General features: G+C 40.5%; 20 protein-coding genes and 1 tRNA gene. 18 read left to right on the top strand and 3 right to left on the bottom strand.

Going from position 1 to position 23,023, the window contains the following annotated elements; all coding sequences use genetic code 11:
• A partial coding sequence (locus tag G626_RS0112965) for a hypothetical protein (RefSeq protein ID WP_027727189.1) occupies window positions 1-242 on the bottom strand: 242 nt, incomplete at its 3' end.
• 189 nt (window positions 243-431) lie between these two features.
• Between G626_RS0112965 and G626_RS0112960 the strand changes: the two genes are divergently transcribed.
• The 6 genes from G626_RS0112960 to G626_RS0112935 all read left to right on the top strand — a co-directional run bounded on the left by G626_RS0112960 (window position 432) and on the right by G626_RS0112935 (window position 8,404).
• The gene (locus tag G626_RS0112960; protein WP_022933218.1) at window positions 432-983 is read left to right on the top strand and encodes a hypothetical protein; all 552 of its coding nucleotides are present in this window, start codon (window positions 432-434) and stop codon (window positions 981-983) included.
• 159 nt (window positions 984-1,142) lie between these two features.
• Entirely contained in the window at window positions 1,143-3,020 is a 1,878-nt protein-coding gene (locus G626_RS0112955) for a penicillin-binding protein (RefSeq protein WP_022933217.1), read from the top strand.
• The gene (locus G626_RS0112950; protein WP_022933216.1) at window positions 3,001-4,608 is read left to right on the top strand and encodes a motility associated factor glycosyltransferase family protein; all 1,608 of its coding nucleotides are present in this window, start codon (window positions 3,001-3,003) and stop codon (window positions 4,606-4,608) included. The genes G626_RS0112955 and G626_RS0112950 overlap by 20 nt, the downstream gene beginning before the upstream one ends.
• A 47-nt stretch (window positions 4,609-4,655) precedes the next feature.
• Window positions 4,656-5,888: a peptidoglycan DD-metalloendopeptidase family protein gene (locus G626_RS0112945; RefSeq protein WP_022933215.1), complete on the top strand. Its 1,233-nt coding sequence runs from the start codon at window positions 4,656-4,658 to the stop codon at window positions 5,886-5,888.
• A 9-nt stretch (window positions 5,889-5,897) separates the two neighbouring features.
• On the top strand, window positions 5,898-6,224 hold the full coding sequence (locus G626_RS0112940; RefSeq protein WP_156003339.1) for a hypothetical protein: 327 nt from the start codon (window positions 5,898-5,900) through the stop codon (window positions 6,222-6,224).
• On the top strand, window positions 6,221-8,404 hold the full coding sequence (locus tag G626_RS0112935) for a polysaccharide deacetylase family protein (RefSeq protein WP_022933213.1): 2,184 nt from the start codon (window positions 6,221-6,223) through the stop codon (window positions 8,402-8,404). The genes G626_RS0112940 and G626_RS0112935 overlap by 4 nt, the downstream gene beginning before the upstream one ends.
• 85 nt (window positions 8,405-8,489) lie before the next feature.
• Here G626_RS0112935 and G626_RS16710 read toward each other — a convergent pair whose 3' ends face one another.
• Entirely contained in the window at window positions 8,490-8,753 is a 264-nt protein-coding gene (locus tag G626_RS16710) for a hypothetical protein (RefSeq protein ID WP_022933212.1), read from the bottom strand.
• A gap of 336 nt (window positions 8,754-9,089) precedes the next feature.
• Between G626_RS16710 and ispE the strand changes: the two genes are divergently transcribed.
• From ispE to lepA, 12 genes are all read left to right on the top strand, one after another.
• Window positions 9,090-9,959 carry a 4-(cytidine 5'-diphospho)-2-C-methyl-D-erythritol kinase gene (gene ispE / locus G626_RS0112925; RefSeq protein ID WP_022933211.1) on the top strand — a complete coding sequence of 290 codons (870 nt, stop codon included), beginning with the start codon at window positions 9,090-9,092 and terminating at the stop codon, window positions 9,957-9,959.
• A gap of 42 nt (window positions 9,960-10,001) precedes the next feature.
• The gene (spoVG, locus tag G626_RS0112920) at window positions 10,002-10,283 is read left to right on the top strand and encodes a septation regulator SpoVG (RefSeq protein ID WP_022933210.1); all 282 of its coding nucleotides are present in this window, start codon (window positions 10,002-10,004) and stop codon (window positions 10,281-10,283) included.
• Window positions 10,284-10,308: 25 nt separating this feature from the next.
• Window positions 10,309-10,381: transfer RNA gene (locus tag G626_RS0112915), tRNA-Gln, on the top strand.
• Between the two features lie 292 nt (window positions 10,382-10,673).
• Window positions 10,674-11,150 (top strand): hypothetical protein, encoded by a 477-nt coding sequence (locus G626_RS0112910; RefSeq protein WP_022933209.1) that lies wholly within the window; start codon window positions 10,674-10,676, stop codon window positions 11,148-11,150.
• 168 nt (window positions 11,151-11,318) lie between these two features.
• Window positions 11,319-12,005, top strand: a complete 687-nt coding sequence (locus tag G626_RS0112905; protein WP_022933208.1) for a DUF3800 domain-containing protein — start codon at window positions 11,319-11,321, stop codon at window positions 12,003-12,005.
• A 221-nt stretch (window positions 12,006-12,226) separates the two neighbouring features.
• Window positions 12,227-12,730, top strand: a complete 504-nt coding sequence (locus G626_RS0112900; protein WP_022933207.1) for a hypothetical protein — start codon at window positions 12,227-12,229, stop codon at window positions 12,728-12,730.
• A 15-nt stretch (window positions 12,731-12,745) separates the two neighbouring features.
• Window positions 12,746-13,603 carry a hypothetical protein gene (locus G626_RS0112895; protein ID WP_022933206.1) on the top strand — a complete coding sequence of 286 codons (858 nt, stop codon included), beginning with the start codon at window positions 12,746-12,748 and terminating at the stop codon, window positions 13,601-13,603.
• A gap of 121 nt (window positions 13,604-13,724) precedes the next feature.
• Window positions 13,725-14,279: a 50S ribosomal protein L25 gene (locus G626_RS0112890; RefSeq protein ID WP_022933205.1), complete on the top strand. Its 555-nt coding sequence runs from the start codon at window positions 13,725-13,727 to the stop codon at window positions 14,277-14,279.
• A 119-nt stretch (window positions 14,280-14,398) separates the two neighbouring features.
• Window positions 14,399-15,757 carry a tRNA lysidine(34) synthetase TilS gene (gene tilS, locus G626_RS0112885; RefSeq protein ID WP_022933204.1) on the top strand — a complete coding sequence of 453 codons (1,359 nt, stop codon included), beginning with the start codon at window positions 14,399-14,401 and terminating at the stop codon, window positions 15,755-15,757.
• Window positions 15,754-17,853 carry a hypothetical protein gene (locus G626_RS0112880; RefSeq protein ID WP_022933203.1) on the top strand — a complete coding sequence of 700 codons (2,100 nt, stop codon included), beginning with the start codon at window positions 15,754-15,756 and terminating at the stop codon, window positions 17,851-17,853. The genes tilS and G626_RS0112880 overlap by 4 nt, the downstream gene beginning before the upstream one ends.
• 1 nt (window position 17,854) lies before the next feature.
• A complete protein-coding gene (locus G626_RS0112875; protein ID WP_022933202.1) occupies window positions 17,855-19,480 on the top strand; it encodes a S1C family serine protease in 1,626 nt (541 codons plus the stop codon).
• Between the two features lie 16 nt (window positions 19,481-19,496).
• On the top strand, window positions 19,497-21,302 hold the full coding sequence (lepA, locus tag G626_RS0112870) for a translation elongation factor 4 (protein ID WP_022933201.1): 1,806 nt from the start codon (window positions 19,497-19,499) through the stop codon (window positions 21,300-21,302).
• A 55-nt stretch (window positions 21,303-21,357) separates the two neighbouring features.
• Here lepA and G626_RS0112865 read toward each other — a convergent pair whose 3' ends face one another.
• The gene (locus G626_RS0112865) at window positions 21,358-23,022 is read right to left on the bottom strand and encodes a 6-hydroxymethylpterin diphosphokinase MptE-like protein (protein ID WP_022933200.1); all 1,665 of its coding nucleotides are present in this window, start codon (window positions 23,020-23,022) and stop codon (window positions 21,358-21,360) included.
• Between the last annotated feature and the right edge of the window lies 1 nt (window position 23,023).

The following is a 23,023-nucleotide window of genomic DNA, read 5'->3' as shown; positions in this document are numbered from 1 at the left end:
GCCTGAGCAAAATCGGCATTGTATTCAAACTTTGTCTTTGTTACAGAGGTTTCATGTTCTATCATTCCTCTTTTTTTCTCCCTTTGAATACTTCGCCGGCTTTTATGGAAAATAGCAGCAAGTTCACCTGTGTCAGTTATCCGAGGAAAGAGATTTGTTCCCTTTAGATAAAACTCAAGAACAAGTCTTTCTTCGTATTTAAAATGGGTGAACTTTTTTTTCTTTTCTGCTATTGTTTTCATAGGTTTCTTTCCTCCGTTATTGTTTTTGTGTGGTAACAAAATTATAACAGTTCAAAGAAACCTTTTCTTTTATTTTGACGACATTATATTTTACTGCTTACAGTGAAATTTGTGAAAAATGAGAATTTTGACAAATATGGGGGGCTGATTTATAATTATATAACTTCAATTTTTACAGGAGAATTAACTATGAAGAAATTATTGAAAATAATGACAGCGGCAGCAGTTTTGCTTTGCGGACTTGTGATTACAGGTTGTGGATTTAAGGAAATTGTAAAACAGACTGTAGAGGATTCTTATAATCAGTGGTTTAAGTATAAGACAGAAAAGAAAATTGATATTCCTTTGTTGCCTGCAGCCACAGATGACCTTGATTCTACAGAAGAATCTACACAGAAATTAGAAAATGCAGAAATTTATCTATATTTTAATCCTGCTGCAGGTTTAACTGTTTCTATTCAGTCGCAGACTGTACAGACTGTGGAACTTTTAAGTGGCCTTTATTCTCAGGATTTGACAATTACTGTAGGTGCAAATAAGGAGTATACACTGCAGGAATTTGGAAAGACAAAATGGTATGCTCTTTGGGGCAGTGGAAAAATAGAAGAGTCTGACGAGCCAGAAATTCATGCACATCCGGAAAAGTGTGTTGTTATTGGAGAAGGCAAGGCTCAGAACGCTAAAGTTCAGTGGAAGAAATTCTTAGCAAACTATCTTCTTGATTCACTTCTTGAAGACTAATTAATTATAATTTCCGTCATTGCGAGGAGCGAAGCGACGTGGCAATCTATTGCAATGGATTGCTTCGCTGCGCTCGCAATGACGGATGTGTGCAATGCACGAATATATCTAGAAAAAAATACAAATTAGGTTTACAATATATTCGGGTGGAAATTTATTGTGAATCAGTTCTTTAGACCAAAGCAGACGGTTTTCTTTTTTATTTGTCTTGGAATCAGCCTGCTTGTTCTTCTCTTTACATACGCAAAGCTTTCTCTTCAACCCGTAACTCCTGTTGCTCAGAATATGCCGGCAGTTGAGCGTGGTTCAATTGTAGACCGCTCGGGCTTTCCACTGGCAGTGCAGACAAACTTTTATCATGTAGGTGTTTCGGTAAAAAATATCCGCGACAGTGAAAAAATAAAAACTCGTTTTGCAAATGATGTGGCACCGCTTCTGGAAATGCTGCCGGAAGAAGTACTTGAAATCATAAATACAAACAAGACCTTCGTTTATCTAAAGAAGAAAATAAATCAGACAGAGTATGAGCCCCTTAAAAAGCTTACCGACGAGAAGGGCTACAACTTTGTCAGCTACGAAAAAATCCCTGGAAGAAATTATCCTAATCATGCACTTGCTTCACAGCTTATAGGCTACATGGGAGATGATGGTCGTGGACTTGCCGGAATTGAATTCTCTCAGCAGTCTGTTCTTTCTCCAAGCGGTACAGATGAAAACGGTGAACCGCTGCAGGGACGCAATGTCTTTTTAAGTATTGATGCCAACCTTCAGTATAAGCTGGAGCAGGTTGCGCAAAAAACTATGAATGAAACTCAGGCCGAAAGCATGATGCTTATTGCGGCTGACTGTACAAACGGAGAAGTGCTTTCTTATATCAGCCTTCCTTCTGCAGATTTGAATGAATACGGCATGTCTTCCATTGCCTCTAAGGTAGACCGGCCGGCAATGACGGCTTATGAGCCTGGTTCTGTATTTAAGATTTTCACTGTAGGAATTGTTTACGATGAGCATGGCATTTCTCCTAATGATTCTTTCCTCTGCGACGGAATGTACGAAAAGCGCATTGCCGGTGGAGAAACAATCAGAATTAAGTGTCTGGAGCATCACGGCTGGTGTACTCCAAAAGACGGACTGCGATATTCCTGCAACGATGTTCTTGGACAGATAAGTGACAGAATAAGTGAAGATGAATTTATGGCCAGAATCCGTATGCTGGGCTTTGGTACAAAAACCGGAGTTGAGCTTCCTGGAGAAACTTCCGGCTCTGTAAAGGATACAAGCAGTACCCTCTGGTCAGCCCGTTCTAAGCCTACAATTGCAATTGGTCAGGAAATATCTGTTTCGGCCCTGCAGATGGTACAGGCAGCGACCTCTATTGGAAACGGTGGTATTCCGGTTCAGCTTTCTTTTATTCATAAAATCACAAATAAAGACGGAACAACTTATTACGAGCATGAGCCTCAGTATAAAAACAGGGTTTTCTCAAAGAATACAGCAGATTATATCTTGAGTTGTATGGAAACTACTGCTAAAAGCGGAACCGGTTCTCGTGCAAATCTTCGCGATGTTGATATTGGTGTAAAAACCGGTACAGCCCAGATGGCAGATAAGGAGCATGGCGGCTATTCTGATACAGACTTCCTTTCCAGCTGTATTGCAATCTTCCCGGTTGATGAACCTCAGATTGTTTTGTATATCGTAGTAGAGAAAGCTAAGGGAGAAACCTACGGTGGACGTATTGTTGCCCCTGTAATTGGCCAGGCCGCAGATATTATTATTGACCATTTAGGAATGAGCCGAGGCGGTGCTGCTTCTCTCGAACACAGCGGTGTAATTACAATTTCTTCTTCCCGTGGAATGGAGATTGGTTCTGTAGTACCTGATTTCACTGGAAAATCAAAGAAAGAGCTTCTGCCTCTTATGGAACGCACAGATATCCGCCTGAATATTAATGGAAGCGGATGGGTTACAAGCCAGAGTCCTGAGCCTGGTACACCGGTTACGGAGAACATGGTAATTGAACTCAATCTGGAATAAAAACTTTACTGCCTTTAAAAACAGATTCCCCCAATTAGCAGAAATGACAGGCAGCCAGCCAGTGCCAGCTGAAACTTTTTGGAAACTTGAAGCCGCAAAAAGCGGAAGTATTACCGCAAGTGAAGGCGGGGTAAGACTGCATTCTGCCTATAATCCTGAGCGGGAGGCAGCTGCCGCTCTTGGCCGCGACGAAGTGTTTCAGAAGTCTTCTGTAGTCTTTTACGGCTTTGGACTTGGCTACCATGTAATTGAAATTGCTAAGTTGATTAAAGAGCGGGGCGGGGCAGGACCAAGGCTTCTTTTGATTGAGCCGGATACAGGGCATTTTTTTGCCGCCATGAGCCTTCTGGACTGGACCCCAGTTTTTGAACTTGAAAAACTTGTAATTGCAGTTGGTGCGCCGGCAGAGGCTGTGCTGCCATTACTGGAAGATTCTACTCGTGTGAATATAGGTGAAACTGGAGTTTCTGATGCTTACTTTTTTGACCTTCCGGCTTTTACTGCCCACGCAGCACCTTATTTTGATATAGTTCGTTCTATTATAAAGCGTAATCAGAGAAAAAATGAAATAAATGCGGCAACCCTGAAAAAGTTTGGCCGCCTCTGGTGCAGAAACAGTCTTAAAAATCTTGCTCAGTATGGAAAGTGCGGACAGGTTGGCAGTCTTGAAAATAAGGCTTTTGATGATGAAGGAAAGAGCCTGCCTTTTCTGATTATAGGGGCAGGGCCTTCTTTAGAAAGGATTCTTCCATATATAAAGGAGCTGCAGGAGCGCTGTGTAACAGTCTGTGTGGAAACCGCCTTGAGGGCACTTTTACGGGCCGGAGTTCAGCCGGACTTTGTGATTTTGACAGACCCTCAGTTCTGGGCTTACCGCCATATTGCGGGACTTAGTGCGCCTGAATCCTGCTTTATTACTGAGGTCAGTGCCTGGCCTGCAGTATTCCGTTTTAACTGCCGTAATCTTTTATTGTGCAGTTCACAGTTTCCGGTAGGGCAGTTTGTGCAGAATAAACTTGGGCTGACACCCGGCGACCTGGGAACCGGCGGCTCCGTAGCCTCAAGTGCCTGGAACTTTGCCCGCCTTGCCGGAGCCCGGGAGATCTTTACTGCGGGCCTGGATTTTGCCTTTCCGAATAAGCAGACACATATAAAAGGCTCTTCCGCCGAACAGACATATCATACTCTGGCAAGCCGCCTTTCAACTCCGGATAAGTTCACCGCAAACGCCCTTTATTCTGCCAATGCGACCACTGGTAGCGACTACACAGGTTCGCCCGTGCTTACCGACAGTCGCATGAAAATGTTTGCCTGGTGGTTCGAGTCCCGGCTTGCTGCCTGTCCTGAAACAAAAACTTACACGCTGGACCCCCGTGGCCTTTCCGTGCCGGGCATAGCCGCGGCCGACACCCAGGAGCTTTTAAGACGTCCGCAAATCACTTCCCGCAAACAAGGCTTCCTCGCCGCGGCAGCCACCGCCCGTGCCCCCCTGTCACAGGCCCAGCTTGCCGAACTCGAAAAACTTGCAGCTTCCTTCCCCCGCGAAGTTTTTCTCTCACAATATCCATTTTTACGCGACTATCTCTAATATTTATTTTCCTAAACCGTCCCTTATTTTTTTCCGATACTTGAAGCATGGAAATAATAAGTTACGTTCAGGATAATTCCCGGGCCAGAGGCTTCAGACCTTTGAGAACCTTCAGCCTTCCAGAATTACAGTTCAGACATAAAGAGCGGTCTCAGGCCGCTTCCATAACAGCAAATATCTTTTCTCCGGAGTTAAAATCCTTTTCGGCTCAAAAGGTTCGAAGTGATTTTTCCGTAAAAAGCATTTTTAAGCTTTTGGGTGGAGCCCTTACTCAAAGTGGAGACTATATCAAAAGCAATGCAAAGGCCTTTTTTATTATTGCTGCTTCGGCTGCGGCTTTTGCGACAATTTCAATCTTCTCTTTTAAGCTTGTAAATCATCATATAAATCATACTGGTCCTCTTACTTTACAGAGCGACGGTGGTGATGACATAGAAATCTTAAATAAACTTATGGCAAACTTTGCCCTTGAAGGTAAAATTGATTACGACGAAAACGGAAAGCTTTTAGATGTAGAAGTGCCTGCTGTAAAGCCTAACTTTACCCAGCCGGTTACCTTCCAGACCTATAAGGTTCGTCAGGGTGATACAATAAGCGGAATTGCAAAGAAGTTTGGTTTAACTAACATTTCAACCTTGATTTCTGTAAACGATATTGGAAACGTTCGCCAGCTTGCGGCCGGACAAAAGCTTAAGATTCCTTCAATTGATGGAATTGTTTATACAGTAAAAAAAGGCGACAGCCTCAGCGGTATTACCGGAAAGTATAAGGTAAGCCTTGAACAGCTTCTGGACGTAAATGAGCTTACAAGCGAAACTCTTACTGCGGGTCAGCAGCTCTTTTTACCTGGCGCCGCTATGGATGCTAACTCTCTGCGTAACGCTATGGGTGAGCTTTTCCGCATGCCTATTGCAGCAAAGTTCCGCTGGTCTTCTCCTTACGGCTACAGAATCGACCCGATTGCCGGTGTAAAATCTTTCCATACCGGAACTGATATGGCTTGTCCTACAGGAACTCCGATTCTTGCAGCAATGAGCGGTAAGGTAACAACAACCGGTATTAACCGTGTTTACGGAAATTATGTAATTATTGATCATGGCAACGGCTATCAGACTTTGTATGCCCACATGTCAAAAATTATTGCAAGTAAAGGTCAGTGGGTGAGCCAGGGAACCCGAATTGGTCTTGTTGGTTCAACAGGCTATTCAACCGGTCCACACCTTCACTTTACAGTTTATAAAAAAGGAAAATTAGTGGACCCGATGACGGTGTTGAAGTAGAAAAACAATGTGATTTCGATACGGCCTATGGCCTACTCAATCACCGCGGTGGTTGAGTGCCGCGAAGGCGGCCTATCGAAACCACTGATGGGAGGAAATATGTGTATCTGCGGTGGTTGCGGCAAATTAATTGATAATAAGTTTTATTACTGTCCATGGTGCGGTTATTCTCGCGTGGAAACTGAAAAAGAAGACAGTAATGAATTGCGCTATGCAAAATTTAAGGAAAAACAATTTCAAAAGCGTTATAATCAGATAGAAAAGATGGAAGAGCAGCTTGATGACCTTGAGCATGAGCTTTCCATCCTCGTATTAAGTGCGGAGATGCATAAATGAAAAAAACAGGTATTCTGCCTCTTGTAGTAAGTCTATTTTCTTTCTCACTTTTTGCCGGCACTTCCTTCGGGAATCCGGATTTAAATCTTAACGACGAAATTCTTTTTACAGTTCGTCATAATATGGTGGGAACCAGTCCTTATAAATCTCTTTTTCATGCTGCCTTAAAAGACGGTAAACCAGAGTCTACGCCGGAGGTTATTACCTGTTATCCGGAACAGATGGAGTTGCTTTCCGGTGGTGAGATTCTTCAGATTAGAAACAGATACGGAATAGCCCGTTATTCAAATAAAAGCGGTGAATTAAAATGGATTGAAAAGACAAGTGAGATGCCTGAAAATATTGTTCCGGTTGTTCCTTATGCAGTAAGCCCGGATGGAAAGTATTTCTGCCGTATTGAAAGAACTTCAGTTTTTTCCGGAAACCTTATGCTTGTAAGCACTAAGACTGGAAAGAGCAGTGTACTTTGTGAAGGCGTTTTAAATTCTTACGAAGACCTTCCTGTAAAGTGGGCGCCGGATTCATCAGTTTTAATTTATGAGAAAAATAATTCTGTTTTCTTCTGTAATCCGGATGCAGTGCTTCGCGGAGTTGAAATTGATGAACGTTACAGAAAGATAGGCCGCGGCAGCATTAATTCTGTTTACTGGGCTTCTCCAAAATATCTTGCTTACATAGATGATTATCTTCTTTATAAAATAAATACTAAGGAGTTATACACTCTTGGACTTTATTCAGGAATTATCGGGCAGGGAAAGCCAATGGGCCGTCTTCCTTTCCAGTTTAATCCTCTTACAGATAAGTTCAGCTGCAACAGTGAAGTAACTTCTGCGGTAGTTACCCAGAACGGAAGACTCTTTACTTATCTTGTTGTACGTTCTGCTTCCTGTGATTATATGGATGTTATTTATTCCCGTCCCTATACAGAATCAAAAGCATCTCTTGTAGCATCTTATGTATTCTGGGATGATAACGGTAAACCTGTTTTATGGCAGGAAAAACTCCCTTACGATGGAATTAAGGAACACGGTTCTGTTTACAAACTTGACTCTCAGGCCCAGCAGGTTCTTCAGATTGAAGATTCAGGAAAACCTTTTATTTCGCCTAACGGAAGCAAAGTAATGTTCTTTGCAGGTTCAACAGTTTATGTTTATGATATGAATACCTGGAAGCGCCTTGCCGTTCTTACCGGTGAAAAAATTGTTTCTGCAATCTGGACAGATGACTCAACCTTAATTGTAGGCGGAGAAAAGAGTGTACGCAAATGGAATATTTTTGCCAATAAGTTTGAAACAATAACACTTTCTTCTGTTGCTGCCGGCTACTGGGATACAAACGATTATTCGATTATTGCTGATACAGGAAATTCCAGCTTCTACAGATATGATGCAAAAAAAAGAACCTGGGCTAAAATTGATTTTACAGGAAGCATAGAACCTGTAAAACAAAATGGCCGTTACAGGGTTTTCATTGGAACTACACAAAATAAAAACTACGATAACGCAATTTTTGTGCGCTCCTTAAGCAAGAGGGCAGTAACAAATCCTTTGTACAAGGAAAGCGCAAGAAAAGCGCCTGAGAAGAAAAAGGTTGCTCTTGCATTTGAACTTTATGATAATGCAGACGGACTTCCGGTAATTCTTTCTGAACTGAAAAAGTTCAATGCAAAAGGAAGCTTCTTTATAAATGGAGAGTTTATCCGTCGATATCCGGCAGAGACAAGACAGATTGTTACAAACGGTCACCTGTGTGCTTCTATGTTCTTTACAACTGCAAACCTTACAGAAAACTCTTTTGTAATTAATGAAGATTTTATCCGCCGTGGTCTTGCCCGCAATGAAGATGAGTTTTATGACTGCACAAAAAATGAGCTGACACTCTTCTGGCACGCACCATATTACAGTACAACACCTGACATCATTAATGCTGGAGAAAATGCCGGTTATACTTATGTTTTCCCATGCAGTGATTTTTCTGAGTTTAATAATCCGGACATGGATCCTGAAAAGCTTATAAGAAAATATATTGCAGCATTGGAAAAAACTAATGGTGGAGTAGTTTCTGTTGTAGGTGGATTCTCACAGAGCAATCATTCAAGACCTCTGTATAAATATGTGGCTCTATTAATTAGTGCTTTACTTGATAGTGGATATGAATTAGTTGATTTGAATTCTTTGTAAAAAACTCAGGTGGTTTCGATACGCCGCTTCGCGGCACTCAACCACCGGTGATTGAGTAGGCCGAAGGCCGTATCGAAATCACTGTCTATTCTTCATCCTGGAAGCGGTCGCGGTATGAGCCGTAGCCGTCTTCTTCTTCAACGTCGTCGTAAGGTTCGTCTACGTCCTCTTCTTCCTTAAAGACATCGTCGTAGTATAAATCTGCATCATCATCGAATTCGTCTAAAGCTTCGTCGTCGTCTTCGTAATCGTCAAAGTCGTCATCGAAATCTTCATCATAATCATCGTCGAAATCATCGCCGTATGAAAAAGACATTGTTAATTCTTCAAAATCTGAATCAGCAAACATAAAAACCCCGCCTCGTTTTTGTCCTTACTGTTAAACTCACTTTTCTACAATATAAAGTATCCGTGCTAAAAAGTAAATAGAATTTAAGGGGATTTTCTTGGAAAATTTTACGGTTCATTGATAAATTATTGAATGAGTTGCAAAGTTTTTTCGATTTTAAGAAAAAAACTGAAAGGTAAATTTCATTCTCGTAGTGAAAAAAAGTCTGTCGACAACATCATCCCGTTGGCGACAGGCTTTTTTTCACGGAAGAGAATGAAATTTGCGATAATAGATTATTTTTTCTTCAAATCGAAAAAGTTTGACTACTCGTTAAAGTAGGGTATAATTATATTAATGGAACGTGAAATTTCTGGCTGTGCGTATGCAAAAGTAAATTTTGGTCTTCGGGTACTTCCCGGACGGGCAGACGGATTTCACGGCATTGAGAGTATTTTCCAGACAGTTGATTTATATGATGAACTGACATTGACGACAACAGCTGATAAAGGCTGCATCGTGCATTGCTCTTCCATGGAACTGCCTGAGAACAATACTCTTACAAAAGCCTACAATGCATTTTGCAAAATTGTCAGCTGCGAAGTTCCAGGTGTCAGAGTTGAGCTTAAGAAGGGGATTCCTTCCGGTGGCGGACTTGGCGGTGGTTCTTCAGATGCAGCGGCTCTAACGAGAATGCTTGAAGGGCTTTGTAACGTAAGGCTTTCTGACAGCGAGCTGGATTATGTTGCTGCCGAGACTGGCAGTGATGTGTTTTTCTTTATGCACTGCGACGTAAAAGGCCGGGGATGTGCCCTGGTTTCTGGTCGTGGAGAAAATGTAAAGAAAATCCATGGGCGAGAAGACCTTTTCCTGATTCTGATTTTTCCAGAGGTAAGCTCTTCCACTAAAGAAGCATATGCTCTTGTGGATGAGGCTTTTTCTCGTGGAAAGTTTTTGGTAAGTCCTGAATTTGATGAGCTAGAGCTGGTTTACAGAAGGCCGCCGGAGAACTGGACTTTTATTAATACTTTTACGCCCGTAATTTCTGCAAAATATAAAGATATAGGGCGTGCTATTGAGGCTTTAAGAGCCCTTGACTGTGATTATGCCGAAATGTCAGGTTCGGGTTCCACAGTTTTTGGGATTTTCTCTTCCAGGCAAGAGGCTGAATCTGCCCTTAAGAAGCTGGCGGGTTCTTGGAACTGTAAATTAGCGCGGACTGTATAAGATTATGGTTTTGCGGTGTAATTTTGCGGAGGTAGATGATTTATGCAGATTACCGAATTGAGAATTAGAAAGGTTGAGGACGAAGGTAAGCTTAGAGCTTATGTTACAGTTACTTTTGATAACTGCTTTGTTGTTCACAATGTAAAAATTATCGAAGGCAAGAGCGGCCTGTTCATTGCAATGCCAAGCCGAAAAACTGCCAATGGGGAATATAAAGATGTAGCCCATCCAATAAGCCCAGAGTTCCGTACCGAACTGCAGGATAAGATCCTCGCAGAATACAATGCCGGTCACGTAGAAACAGGTACTTCCCCAGACGACTAAAATATTATATACTAGATGACATCTTTGGGTCGTCGGCAAGCGGTAAGCCAACGGCTTTTGGTGCCGTCATTCCACAGGTTCGAATCCTGTCGACCCAGCATTACAAAAGAGTTTTCTGAAAATAACAGGAAACTCTTTTTTTTTACCTTAAAAAATCCAAGCTGGGTCGACAGGATTCGAAACGGAGTGAGCGTTCGGAAAAAATGCGAGCAGTGGCGCAGCATTTTTTCCGATTCGGGCACAGGAGGTGCCCGAAAGCGAACGGAGGCGCCGCAGAGGGAGCAGACAGGAGGTCTGCGACCGTCGCGGCGAATCCTGTCTACGGAGATTGCAGAGAGCTCGACCGTCGCTGATAATCCTATCGACTATGCGCCGGGGAGGTAAGTAAAGATGGGTGAAAGATTAGTTACTAAGATTTCTTATAAAGGTCAATTCTTTGCAGCATCATATCAACATTGGTCTGCAGCTGCTTGGAAGCAACTTGAAAATATTCTCAATGAATTAATTATAGAACACGGTTTTTTCGAAAATAATCATGTTAGAACTAAGAATGAAGCTGTTCAGATTCTTTTTGAAATGCTTACTAAGTGGAATAATGCAACTTGTTCTAGGAATTACAAAACTAAGCATGGTTTAGGTTCTGCTGATGTAATTATTTATTCTTGGGAAAAGGACAAAACTATTTCTATTCCGTATCATTCTGAGGAGCAGGCTGCATTTAACAAGAATACTTCTATACCATTCAGCCAAAGTAGAACAGAAGGTCTAATAACTGTCGATGAAACTATAGCAAACGACTGGGAAAGTTGGGCAGAGGTCGTTAACGATTTTGACCAACATGTATGGCTCTGGAAAAGGGGAGTGTGAACATTCTAATAGAAGTTAACGGAAGTTATGCGAAGTTAAATAAATAAATTCGCTTGACAAATCGCAACACTAAAATATAATAATAAATGGGCTGGTCGAAAGACCCTGGTCCAACCTACGACGGCGGGCAAACTGACCCGCCATTTTTTTTGTCCTTGGAGTTTTGCATTGGGAAAACTTAGTATCTTTGTTGATGAAAGTGGCGATTTTGGAGAATACAGTCATCATTCTCCATATTATATCATCACAATGATTTTCCATGAGCAAGATAATGATATAAATCAGAATATTAAACTTCTAAATGAAGGACTTAAAAATCTTGGATATGAATCTGATTTTGCCATTCATACAGAGCCTCTTATAAGACGTGAAGAAGTATTCGAAAATCTTTCGCCAAATGAAAGACGTGCTCTTTTCAGTAAGCTTTTTTATTTTGTGATGAAATCAGATATAACATATAAAACTTTTGTTTTTGAAAAACGGCAGTTTGATGATTTATTAAAGCTTGAAGGTCGTATGGCAAAAGAGATGTCTCAATTTATTCGAGAAAATGTTTCTTATTTCCAAGCCTTTGAGGAAGTAATTTTGTATTATGATAACGGACAAAGAAATTTAAATAGAATTTTGAATTCTGTACTTTCAACAGAACTGTCCCAATATGATGTTCGAAAAGTTTGTCCTAAAGATTATAAGTTGTTTCAGGTTGCCGATTTAATATGTACGTTACAGCTACTTGCAATAAAACATAAAAACAAAGAATTATCGCGTTCTGAATTACTAATCTTTCATGATCCTAGAGATTTAAAAAAACAGTTTTTGAAACCAATTCTTAAAAAAGAATTCAAGGGAATGTAAATAAATCGAAAATTGCGTAAGCAATTATCCATTCTATTCTATGGGGTCTTAGGGGCGAAGCCCCTAGGAGAAGGGGTAGCGTAAGACCGCGCAGCGGGCTGGAGCGAGGGGGAGGCTTCCCCCTCCTTATTCTTAAAAACCATATTAAAATCGATTTTTCTTGTTTTAGGCTTCTTTATATAGTAATATAGTACTATATATATATATAGTGGAGGCAAAAAATGAAAAAGTTGTTAAGTCTATTTATCTTGGGAAGTATCCTTATGCTGACTGCCTGTGATTTCGGAAAAGAAGAGAAAACAGGATGGGCAAAACAAAACCCGGATACACTTGAAACAGTTACCTATAGGGGAAAGTATACGAGTGATCAGGAAGGCGGCTACTACGAGAGCAAAGCTGAATTAATAAAGGCATTTAATGAATATGCAAGGGAATCTTTTAATAATATTAGTAAAAGTTGGGATGTTAGAGATAAACTTGAACCAAAAGAATTTACTGGAGACTTTATTGTAGATACATTATATATTAATGAAGAGCGCAATAAAGTAGAAACGACAAGTGTTGAAGAAGTAAAGGAAAAGCTTACGAATTACAAAAAAGAATATGATGAATCCTGTTTAGGTTTTCCACACTTTTTTTATGGTGCTATGACGCTTATGATTTACTATATGGAAGGGGATAAACTGATGTATGAGGTTTATGACTCTACAATAATGGGATCATAATTGGAGAAAATTAAAATGAAAAAACTGTTTGTATTATTTTTAATGTTATTAAACTTTAGCGCTTTTGCTAAATCTAAATCAGTAAAAGTTCCAGCTTCTATCAGCGATGATATTCCTGAAGAAGAACTTGTTTCTATGACCTTTGCTTCTTCTGTTGTAGTTGAAGCAATTGATGGTATTAATCCAGCTCCGGAAAAAAAGAAGGGGGCTGATGAAGCAGATGGAAAAGAATACTTAGATTCGTCTTTATCTAAATTCAACAAAAACAGAACTGTGCTTATGATGCCTGGCACACACATATTCGTTGTAAAATTTAACAACGGCAAATCTTATACTCTTATGCCGAACTCATTAAAGTTTACTCTTGAAGCAGGTCAGGCTTATAAGATTGTTGCAAAGACAGAAAAAAATAAGGTTTCTTTTGAGCTTCTGGATGCTAAAACCGGAAAGTCTGTTACTAATCCGAATAACTACAACCTCCATCAGAAATCAATTCTTGCATATGTAGAGCAGGTTCTGGATCCTGTTGCTGCTGGTAAAAAACTTTATCTGACAGATCACCGTGGAAAGTTCTGGTATTATGGAGAAGATCTTACTGTTACTGTAAAAGATTCTTACGCAAATGAAGAGCATGCAGGCTTTATAGGTTTTTCAACAGATGCTAAATTGTCTAAAGGTACAATTTACATTAAATACAACGATGATGGTTCTCTGACTAAAGATGACTTCCTTAAACTTAAGCCGGAAGACTGTGACCTTGTATATGAAATTGATGAAATTTCTTCTGATGGTTTTGGTCTAATGCTTACCTTTAAATTAAAGGGAAGCAAGCCTAAAGAAGAACTTCTTATGTCAAAGAATTCTTTTCAATAGGTATAAGAATCTGTGCTGTACGAAGTGGCTCTGAGATGAAAGAGGCTTCGAGCCTTGAATAAACTCCTTATTTCTGTTAATATATTCAAACATTTTTTAGGATATAAGGAGCTTTAAGAAAATGAGTAAGCAGACACTCGAAGCAAAACTTCGTACAGCTACTGGTAAAACAGCTGCTAAAAATCTTCGCAAAGAAGGACGTATCCCTGCCGTTGTTTACAACTCAAAGGGCGAGGCTACATCTATCGAAGTTGGCGAAGTAGAATTCAACAAGATCTGGAGAACAATCACTCCAACAACTTCTATCACACTTAAGGTTGATGGAAAAGAAGCACTCGCTTTGATCAAGGACGTTGAGTACAACATCCGCAACGACAAAGTACTTCATGCTGATTTCTTCACACCAGATGCAGATGAAAAACTCGTTATGAAAATCAAGATCCACTACACAGGAACTCCAGCCGGTGTTCTTAAGGGTGGTTTCAAGAAAGAACGCAATAACGAAATCAAAATCAAGGCTGCTATCGCAGACCTCCCAGAAACAATCACTGCTGATATTTCTGGAATCAACGTTAGTGAAGCACTCCGCGTAAAGGATCTCAAGCTTGACAGCAAGGTTGAAGTTCTTACAAGCGCTGAACTCCCACTCGTTACTGTATCACCAGCTCGTGGCTAGTTTCGGCTAGACCGGCACTCGCGTATTCGCGTTTTTTGGTGTATAATAAAGGCTGTTCCACATTTGTGGGGCAGCCTTTTTTTTAGGTTCCCGTGTCAAGCACGGGAATGACAAGTGTGATGTGTGAATTCGAAGAAAAAGTAAAAAAAAATCTTCTTGCTTGTGGTGTGAGTCCTGACGGCTCGCAGAAAATCGGACTTGCTGTATCGGGCGGGGCGGATTCTGTTTCTTTACTGCTTGCTCTTTCATCTTTTCTTTCTTCATTATACGTAATCACTGTAAACCATAATATAAGACCGGCTCTAGAGTCAGACGGCGATGCTCGTTTTGTGTCAGAGCTTTGTCAAAAGCTGGAAAAGGAAAACGGCAAAAAAATCAATTGCACGATTATTGAGTTACCAAGGGGCAGCGTAGAGGCCGAAGCTCAAAAGCGGGGCCGGGGTACTGAGGATGCTGCCCGCAGCCTGCGCTATGAAGCCTTTGAAAAATTTATCAGCCAGAATCAGCTGGATGCACTCTGTCTTGCCCACAACCGCAACGACCAGCTGGAAACTATTCTTATGCGTTTTTTGCAGGGGGCTTCTTTTGATTCTGCGGGTGGAATCAGGGCCCGCCGCGGTCCTTATGTAAGGCCTCTTTTGAATATTGCGAGGACGGAGATTGAGTCTTATCTGACAGGACTTGGAATTACCTGGCGGACAGATAAAACTAATTTTGAGACAGATTATCTTCGTAATAAAATCCGCCTTAAGCTTCTTCCTTTTCTTGATGAAAACTTTGAAGGATGGCAGACCGCAGCCCTTAAAGGTGCTGAAAAAAATGCTGAAGATTCTGAATTTATTCAAAGCTGTCTTGAAGCTTTTAAGATTCTGCAAAATGCTGACGGGAGTGTAGAACTTCCTCTTGATGATTTTATTAATGCTCCGGAGGCTGTAAAATACCGTCTTCTGCTTGAAGCCTGTAACCGGGCGGGGGAAAGCGAAAGAATCCCTCATCAGTTTTTAAAAGATGTAATTTTATGTCAGGCTGCTTCATTTTCTAAGCGTTTTGGCAGTATAGAAATCAGGCGGAAAAATAATCAACTTTTTATAAAAAAATACTCAGAAAGCAATACGGATTTAGTTTTTTCTGATATAATAGAAGAAAGTGGAACTTTTGAGTTTCCTTTTGGGAACTTACTTGTTTTTAACTATAAAGAAAAGAATGGAAAAGCCTGTGTTTCTGTACAGGCTGGAGAAAACAGCCTTGCTGAAAATATTCCTCTTCCTTTTTTTGTAAGAAGTTTTCGACCGGGAGATACAATTCTTTCTGCCGACGGTTCTGAAAAAAAAGTTTCTGATATTTATTCTGACTGGCACGTTCCTCCTGAAAAAAGGAGTCTTCTGCCTGTCATTCAAATGCTTGATGAAAACCCGCAGTCAATTAAAGCAATTCTCGGCGGATTTTTAGGATATAAGGATTGGATTGTAAAGTTATGAAAAAGTTTCTTATTGTTCTTTTATCGTTTGGAATTACTTTTACAGCTCTGGCTCAAAATTCTGCTGCCGCTGCAAATAAAAATACTGCCCTTCGTTGCCTTAAACTTGCAGAGAACTGTCTCGTCGGTAATGACTGGCAGAATGCTTTGAATCAGGCTGAGCTTGGCCTTTCTTATGATGATTCAATTTCTGATTTGTATTATATAAAAGCGGCTGCTTCGCTTAATCTTGGCGGAACAAAAGCAGATGCCCTGCGGCTTCTTTCTTCTGCTTTTGAGCGTTCTGCCTGGGCCGGCTATACAAAAAACGGAGCCCGTATTTTTATGGCAGATCTTCTTTCGGACACAGGTCTTTACGAAGAATCTCTTGCTGCTCTTGATGCCGAGCCTTTTATTTATTCTGCTGATGCTGAATTCATTCGTATTAAAAACTACTACCGTATGGGAACAGAAGAGGGACTCAACAATGCACGCCAGCGCTTAAACAGTGACCGTCGTGTTTACCCGCAGGATCTGCGCTTTCCGGAAATCTTCTTTATGTTTGAATCTCAGTTTATGAGTGAGGCTGAGCGTGATGGATTAAAGTACACTGTTCCTCAGATTGTAAGTACAATTGCTGATTCTTATATTGCAAAGCTTCCGGATTATTCAGACAGAAATCAGGAACTGGAACTTATGGCTGCTTCCTTTGCCCGTGGAGAAGATAAAATCCGTCTCATAAAAGCAATTGACGCTAAAAACAAAAGTCTTTCTTCTTTGCTCGCAATAGCAGCTCTTCGCGCCGGCATTTACACAGATGCAGAAGCCTTTGACATGTTTTTTGGAGCAAGTGGTTCAGAGTTCTCGTTAGATCTGCTGGAAACTTTTATTGCACTTTTAAAGGATGAAGAAATTATTGAATGTGCTGCTAAAACTCTGGCTGAATTTACCGGAACTCTTTATATCGATGAAAATATTGATTTACAGTATGAGTTTACCGTTCAGTATGAAAAGGGGCGTCCTCAGTATATTAAATATGACGGAAACAACGACGGAGAAATAGAACTGTATTCTGCCTGTGATTTTGGTGCACCGGTTTTTGTTTATTTCAATTCCCGCCGCATTCAGTTCTTCTACGATACTTTCCCCCGCATTTCAAAGGTTTCTTATTCTGATACAAATCTTGTTTTTAATTTTCTTCACGATGATTTTGTTTTTTCTCCTTTTGAATTTGTTACCGACAATGTTTTTGCCCGTACAGGAGCAGAGTTTTATATTCCTAATATTTCAAGAGAAACTGCAATTCCTCTTCCTCAGGAGCTGATTGAAAAGGCTGCAAGCTTTGAGCTTCCTATAACCGAAAGAGACAATGCAAGAATTGTCTATACACTTTCAGGCGGCAATATTGTATTTGCAGAGTTCTATGAAGATAATAATCGCTATGCCTACAGCGATTTTACAAAGGAAGGTTCAATCTTTCGTTTTGTAGATTATGATAACGACGGTAACTTCGAAACTGTTGAACAGTTCTCTGAGATTCCTTTTGCACAGCAGGGGCTTAATTCAGATGAAAATGACCGCATCATTTCAAGCGTGTTTAATTTCATTGATGGCCGCCAGAATATTTATCTTCGCAAGATTCAGATAGACCGCAATGCAAATACCTTCAGTGAGTTTAGTGAAGAGTATCTTGAATATGGCGGAAAAGTTACTGTCTGGGATAATGATGATAACGGTTTACCAGACTGCCAGTATATCCGCTATCCTCAGAAAGAAGGCGAATCATTAATCGAAGAAACCATGTATTATGATTCGAATGGTCTTCAGATTATTGCCCTTACAATTGCAGATGGAGTTCCGGTAAAAATGAATGTGCAGGGCTCTGAGGTTATGATTTATGCCGGTGATTCAGCTGACTTATACTGGATTGACCAGAAGGGAAGCGCAGATGAAGAAGTTGCACTTTTAGATTATGTTAAAAAAGATATTGAACAGGGAGCAATTGATATTTTTGATTATCAGGAAGAAAGAATTTCTGTAATAAAGGTTGGCTCTTCTTACTATTGCCGAAAGGTACCTTTTACGACATTGCCACTTGACCAGGGAGCCTCTGAATAAAATGCAGGGATTTATTAAAACTTCTTTTTTACTGATTTCTTTTTCTTTTGCTTTTCTTTGTATTTCCTGCCGTTCAGTACGTCAGCCTAAATCTGTTGCTCAGCCTATCAATTATACTGATGAAGATATTGTTCAGAATGAAATAGAACGTATTGATGGATTTCTTGAAAATGAGCCCTTGAGGGCTTTATGGCGTGCCCACCTGCTGGGACGAGATGATGTAATTCAAAGATGTTTTTCTAAAGTAGAAGAGCTTTACAATACAGCCCTTGAAGAAAAAAATTATCTCGATGCAAGAAAAAATTATAAATCCTTAAAGGCTGTAAACCCTCAGTGGAAATCAAGTATGACATATGAAGAACTTGATAAGTTAGCACTTACAGAAGTTCCCGGGCTTACAGGAATTAATAAAAAATCACCTTCAAAAATATCTGAATGTATGAAGGCTGCAGTTACTATCTGGCTTGACCGTGGTGTAACCGTAAAAAACGGGGCAGGTTATGCAGATATTATAATCGGTTCTGGATTTTTTATTGACCAGCGCGGTTACATCGTTACAAATCATCATGTAATCGATTCTATGGTAAATCCAAAGTACGAAGGTTACGCCCGTCTTTACATCAAGCTTTCGGAAGATAATCTGACAAAGATTCCTGCAAAGGTTGTAGGCTATGATTCTCTGCTGGACCTGGCTCTTCTTAAAGTTGAAATTGAACCTGAATATGTTTTGAATCTTGGTTCCAGCAGCGACCTGGAAATTGGTGATAAGATTTCTGCAATAGGTACTCCGGTTGGTCTGGAAGGCACTTTGACTTCGGGAATTATTTCTTCTTTTGACCGTAAGCTTCTTGCTTTGGGAAATGTATTTCAGATTGATGCGGCTGTAAACTCGGGAAACTCCGGTGGACCTTTAATCGATAAAAATCTTAAAGTTCAGGCTATTGTTTATGCAGGTATCCTTCAGCTGCAGGGCTTAAACTTTGCAATTCCTGTTGAGTACTTAAAACAGGAGCTTCCTTATCTTTATGGTCGCGGCGAAATTATTCATGCATGGACAGGCTGCTTTGGTAATACAAAAAGAGAGGGGACAAAGAAGACTGGTCTTGAGATTCAGTATGTACTTTCCGGTGGTTCTGCCTTTTTGTCTGGCCTGAAAGTTGGAGATGTTATTACTTCTCTGGATGGTAAAGCAGTTACTTCTCTTGATGATTTTAATTTTATGATGATGGCTCTTGAGCCTGAAACAATTATTGAATGTAAATATATTTCTGATGATGGTCAGGAAAAAAAGTGTCTTGTATATCTTGATAAAAGACCGGAAAATCCTTCTAAAACAGTTTATGAATCTGATTTGATTACAAGTTCTTTTGTTCCTCTGTTTGGAATGAAGCTTATTCCTTCATCGACAACAAACAGAAAATCCTATACAATAGAAAAAATTATACCGGGCAGTGCCGCTGATGATATGAGCTTTTCTGAAAATGATACTGTAACAGTTGCCGATGTTACTGTAAACGATAAAGCCAAAGTAATCATCACAACACTTTCTACAAAAAGAAAGAAAAAAGCCTTTCTTGATGTAGTTATGAGTCTTGGAACAAGCTTTGACAGCCCTTACTACTTCTAACTTTGGGAGCATATAAATGACTGAAATGAAATTTAAGCGCAACTTTTGTATTGTTGCACACATAGACCACGGAAAATCAACTCTTTCTGACCGCCTTATTCAAAAGGCAAAAATTATCGATGACCGTAAAATGATGAACCAGATTCTCGATAATATGGATATTGAGCGTGAACGCGGTATTACAATTAAAAGTCAGGCTGTAACTATTCCTTATCACGCAAAGGACGGCAACGACTATGAACTGAACTTTGTAGATACTCCGGGTCACGTAGACTTTTCTTATGAGGTTTCCCGTGCCATTGCTTCCTGTGAAGGTGCTCTTCTTCTGATTGATGCAACCCAGGGGGTTGAAAGCCAGACTGTTTCTAATATGTATATGGCTCTTGAACATGACCTCACGATGGTTCCTGTAATCAATAAAATTGACCTTGCATCTGCTGATATTGCTTCATGTAAAAATCAGATTGATAATGAGCTTGGTCTGGACTCTGCAGACGCTATGTGTGTTTCTGCAAAAACAGGTGAGGGTATTGATGAGCTTCTTGAAGCTATTGTAACAAAGTTTCCTGCCCCTACAGGCGACCCTAACGGAAAGCTTGCCGCCCTGATTTTCGACTGTCATTATGATGTTTACCGCGGTGTTGTTGTTCATGTCCGCGTAATGGAAGGCCGCTTAAAAACCGGTGACCTCATCAAGATGATGAGTACAAACACTCAGTACAAGGTAGAGCAGTGCGGTATATTTAAAATCAATTATGAAGAAACCGGTGTGCTTGAAGCTGGTGATGTAGGTTATATCATTTCTGGTCTTAAAACTGTAAGTGATGTTAAGGTTGGTGATACAATTACTTCTGTAGAGGGCGGTGTAGAAGAGCCGCTTCCTGGTTTTAAGGAAGTAAAGCCTGTTGTATATTCATCAATCTACCCTATGGATTCAAACGATTACGAAGAGCTTAAAGACAGTATGGAAAAGCTTAAGCTCAACGATGCAAGCTTGATTTACGAAAAGGATAATTCCCTTGCTCTGGGTAATGGTTTCCGCTGCGGTTTCTTAGGTCTTCTTCATCTTGAAATTATTCAGGAGCGTCTTGAACGCGACTTTGACCAGGCTGTAATTTTTACTGCACCAAGCGTTCGCTATCTCCTTCATCTTCAGAACGGCGAAGATATGTATATTGATAACCCTTCTGAATATCCACAGGGCCGCATTAAGGATGCAGAAGAGCCTTACATCAAGGCTTCCATTATTACTCCTGCTGAGTTCCTTGGTTCTATTATTGCCCTTTGTACAGAAAAGCGAGGTGTTCAGACTAACATGCAGTATCTTGATACAAAGCGTGTTGAACTTACTTACGAAATGCCTCTTGCAGAAGTTCTCTTTGATTTTTATGACCGTCTCAAAAGCTACAGCCGCGGTTATGCTTCTTTTGATTATGAAGTTACAGGCTATCGTGCAACTGACCTTGTTAAGGTTGATATTCTCTTGAATGGAAAGAATGTTGATGCCCTGTCTCTTTTGACCTTCCGCCAGAACGCAGTAGACAGAGCCCGCAAGGTTTGTGAACGCCTTAAGAACGAGATTTCCCGTCAGCAGTTTAAGGTAGCAATTCAGGGTGCAATCGGTGGCCAGATTATTGCCCGCGAAACCGTAAACCCTGTACGCAAGGACGTTCTTGCCAAGTGTTACGGTGGTGATATTACCCGTAAACGAAAGCTGCTGGAAAAACAGAAAGAGGGTAAAAAGCGCATGAAGATGATTGGTGATGTTGAACTTCCTCAGAGTGCTTTCCTTGCAGTTCTTAAAGAAAACGACGATCAATAATGTGTTCAAAATATGCGTTCCATATTTTGAACACACATTATCGTGATTCTTACGATTATATTAATTTAAGAAAATAGTCGAGTTCTATACGTATTCGGTTCAAGAATGATTGTTCCAAAGAGAACTTAAATCCATCTGGAAAATGAAGATAGAGATACTCGCGTGGTTCTGCGATTTTCCGGATTTCTTCTAAAAGTTTATCATCCTTCAATTCTGTTTTACCGGTTAAGAGGTCGCGCAGGTTTTCGAGTGCTATGCGTTCTTTTTGAAGGTAGTTTTCTATTTCTTTTACGTATGGATTGCCACAACCTTCGGCCTCGCAATGACGGAAAGTGGAGGTCTCGCATCTTCCTTCGTCATTGCGAGGAGCGTCAGCGACGTGGCAATCCAGTTTTTTACGTGGTAAGCCCAGGTCAATTCCTGAATCACCCGCATCAAAAAGATTTTTCTCTCCTGCAAAAAAGCTCTTGAACATTGCGGCGTAGTTTTTAAGAGTTGGACTCGTAATTACCGGCTGGCCGTTTTTTCCAGATACTTTTTCAGTGCCCAGTCCATAGGCTGCGGCGTAGTTCTGTGGTGATATCAGGCGGTTAGACTGGATAAGCCGCAGGATGTGAGCCAGTGCTCCCTTTGTATGGGTAAGGCCTGTACTGTAAGAAAAGTCGAGACCTGTAAGATAGACCGGCACATTTTCATTTTTACGGAACTTGAGGGCATAATAAACAGCTGTAAGTCCTACGGAGCCAAAAGGTTTGTTTGCAGCTGGCATAAAGCTTTGGGATTTTAAGGAATCAAAAAAATTTCCGTCTGCATATTCCGTAAAGAAATAGGAAAGATTTTTCGCTCCTGCACGATGTGCCAGATTCGGAATAGAAGAAAGGCCTGCAAAAATATGAATATCTTTTGGGGTCCCGGTAAAGGCTTTTACAATTACGCTTTGTGCTTCTTCTACAAAAACTCCATCTGGTTTGATTCCGTTTTTTAAGAGAGGTTGCAGGGCAGTGTCTGCACAGATTACATAGTAATCAGAAAGAATGGATTGCTTCGTACTTTGTGCTCGCAATGACGAAAGCAAAGTCTGTGTACTTTCTCCTGCACCAAAGACTATAAGAGGTTTTTCTACTGTGGCAAAAAAATCACTTATTGGCTTTGAATCTGCAAGATAATGAAGGTTTGTAAAAAGATTTTTAGAATAACGGCGGCCAAAGCGGGTCAGAGAAATTCTATTTTTCCAGAAGGTCATTACTGAGTCTGAGCAGGCTGCAAATAATTTTTCGTAAAACTCTTTGTTAAACTGAGTTCCTGCAGACATATCAATTCTAATAACCCGTTTGTAAAGTCCTGAGCTGGCAAAGTTATAAATCAAAAGTGGTAAATCATTAAGCTTGTCTTGTGAGCAGGAAATCAATCTTTTATCAGAAATATTGAAAAGGCCTTCATTTAGAGAAAAATCATAAAGTTCCTTTTCTGCTTCACATAGAATTAAAAGACAGTTTTCAGGAAGTTTATTAAGAAGTTCTGTAAGGCCATAATTCAAAACCGGGGAACAGCATAAAATAATTGTTCCTGGTAAAAGCTGAAGTTTTTCAATTGTAGAGCATATATTTTTGGCAGGATTGTATTTTGAATAGAGAAGGTGGTCTTTATAAGAAACAGAAAAGCCCTGAGGCGTTTCGATTTTTTGAACGACACAGGGCTTTTGATTAATGGTATCTGCCAAT

The organism is Treponema bryantii NK4A124 (assembly GCF_000421345.1).
GTDB lineage: Bacteria > Spirochaetota > Spirochaetia > Treponematales > Treponemataceae > Treponema_D > Treponema_D bryantii_B.
This window is presented reverse-complemented; position numbering and strand designations above follow the sequence as displayed.

Bases quoted from the DNA above. Each gene is read 5' to 3' on its own strand.
- G626_RS0112960 (WP_022933218.1), top strand. From the start codon at position 432: ATGAAGAAATTATTGAAAATAATGACAGCGGCAGCAGTTTTGCTTTGC.
- G626_RS0112945 (WP_022933215.1), top strand. From the start codon at position 4,656: ATGGAAATAATAAGTTACGTTCAGGATAATTCCCGGGCCAGAGGCTTC.
- G626_RS0112935 (WP_022933213.1), top strand. From the start codon at position 6,221: ATGAAAAAAACAGGTATTCTGCCTCTTGTAGTAAGTCTATTTTCTTTC.
- G626_RS16710 (WP_022933212.1), bottom strand. From the start codon at position 8,753: ATGTTTGCTGATTCAGATTTTGAAGAATTAACAATGTCTTTTTCATAC.
- ispE (WP_022933211.1), top strand. From the start codon at position 9,090: ATGGAACGTGAAATTTCTGGCTGTGCGTATGCAAAAGTAAATTTTGGT.
- spoVG (WP_022933210.1), top strand. From the start codon at position 10,002: ATGCAGATTACCGAATTGAGAATTAGAAAGGTTGAGGACGAAGGTAAG.
- G626_RS0112910 (WP_022933209.1), top strand. From the start codon at position 10,674: ATGGGTGAAAGATTAGTTACTAAGATTTCTTATAAAGGTCAATTCTTT.
- G626_RS0112900 (WP_022933207.1), top strand. From the start codon at position 12,227: ATGAAAAAGTTGTTAAGTCTATTTATCTTGGGAAGTATCCTTATGCTG.
- G626_RS0112895 (WP_022933206.1), top strand. From the start codon at position 12,746: ATGAAAAAACTGTTTGTATTATTTTTAATGTTATTAAACTTTAGCGCT.
- G626_RS0112890 (WP_022933205.1), top strand. From the start codon at position 13,725: ATGAGTAAGCAGACACTCGAAGCAAAACTTCGTACAGCTACTGGTAAA.
- tilS (WP_022933204.1), top strand. From the start codon at position 14,399: ATGTGTGAATTCGAAGAAAAAGTAAAAAAAAATCTTCTTGCTTGTGGT.
- G626_RS0112880 (WP_022933203.1), top strand. From the start codon at position 15,754: ATGAAAAAGTTTCTTATTGTTCTTTTATCGTTTGGAATTACTTTTACA.
- G626_RS0112875 (WP_022933202.1), top strand. From the start codon at position 17,855: ATGCAGGGATTTATTAAAACTTCTTTTTTACTGATTTCTTTTTCTTTT.
- lepA (WP_022933201.1), top strand. From the start codon at position 19,497: ATGACTGAAATGAAATTTAAGCGCAACTTTTGTATTGTTGCACACATA.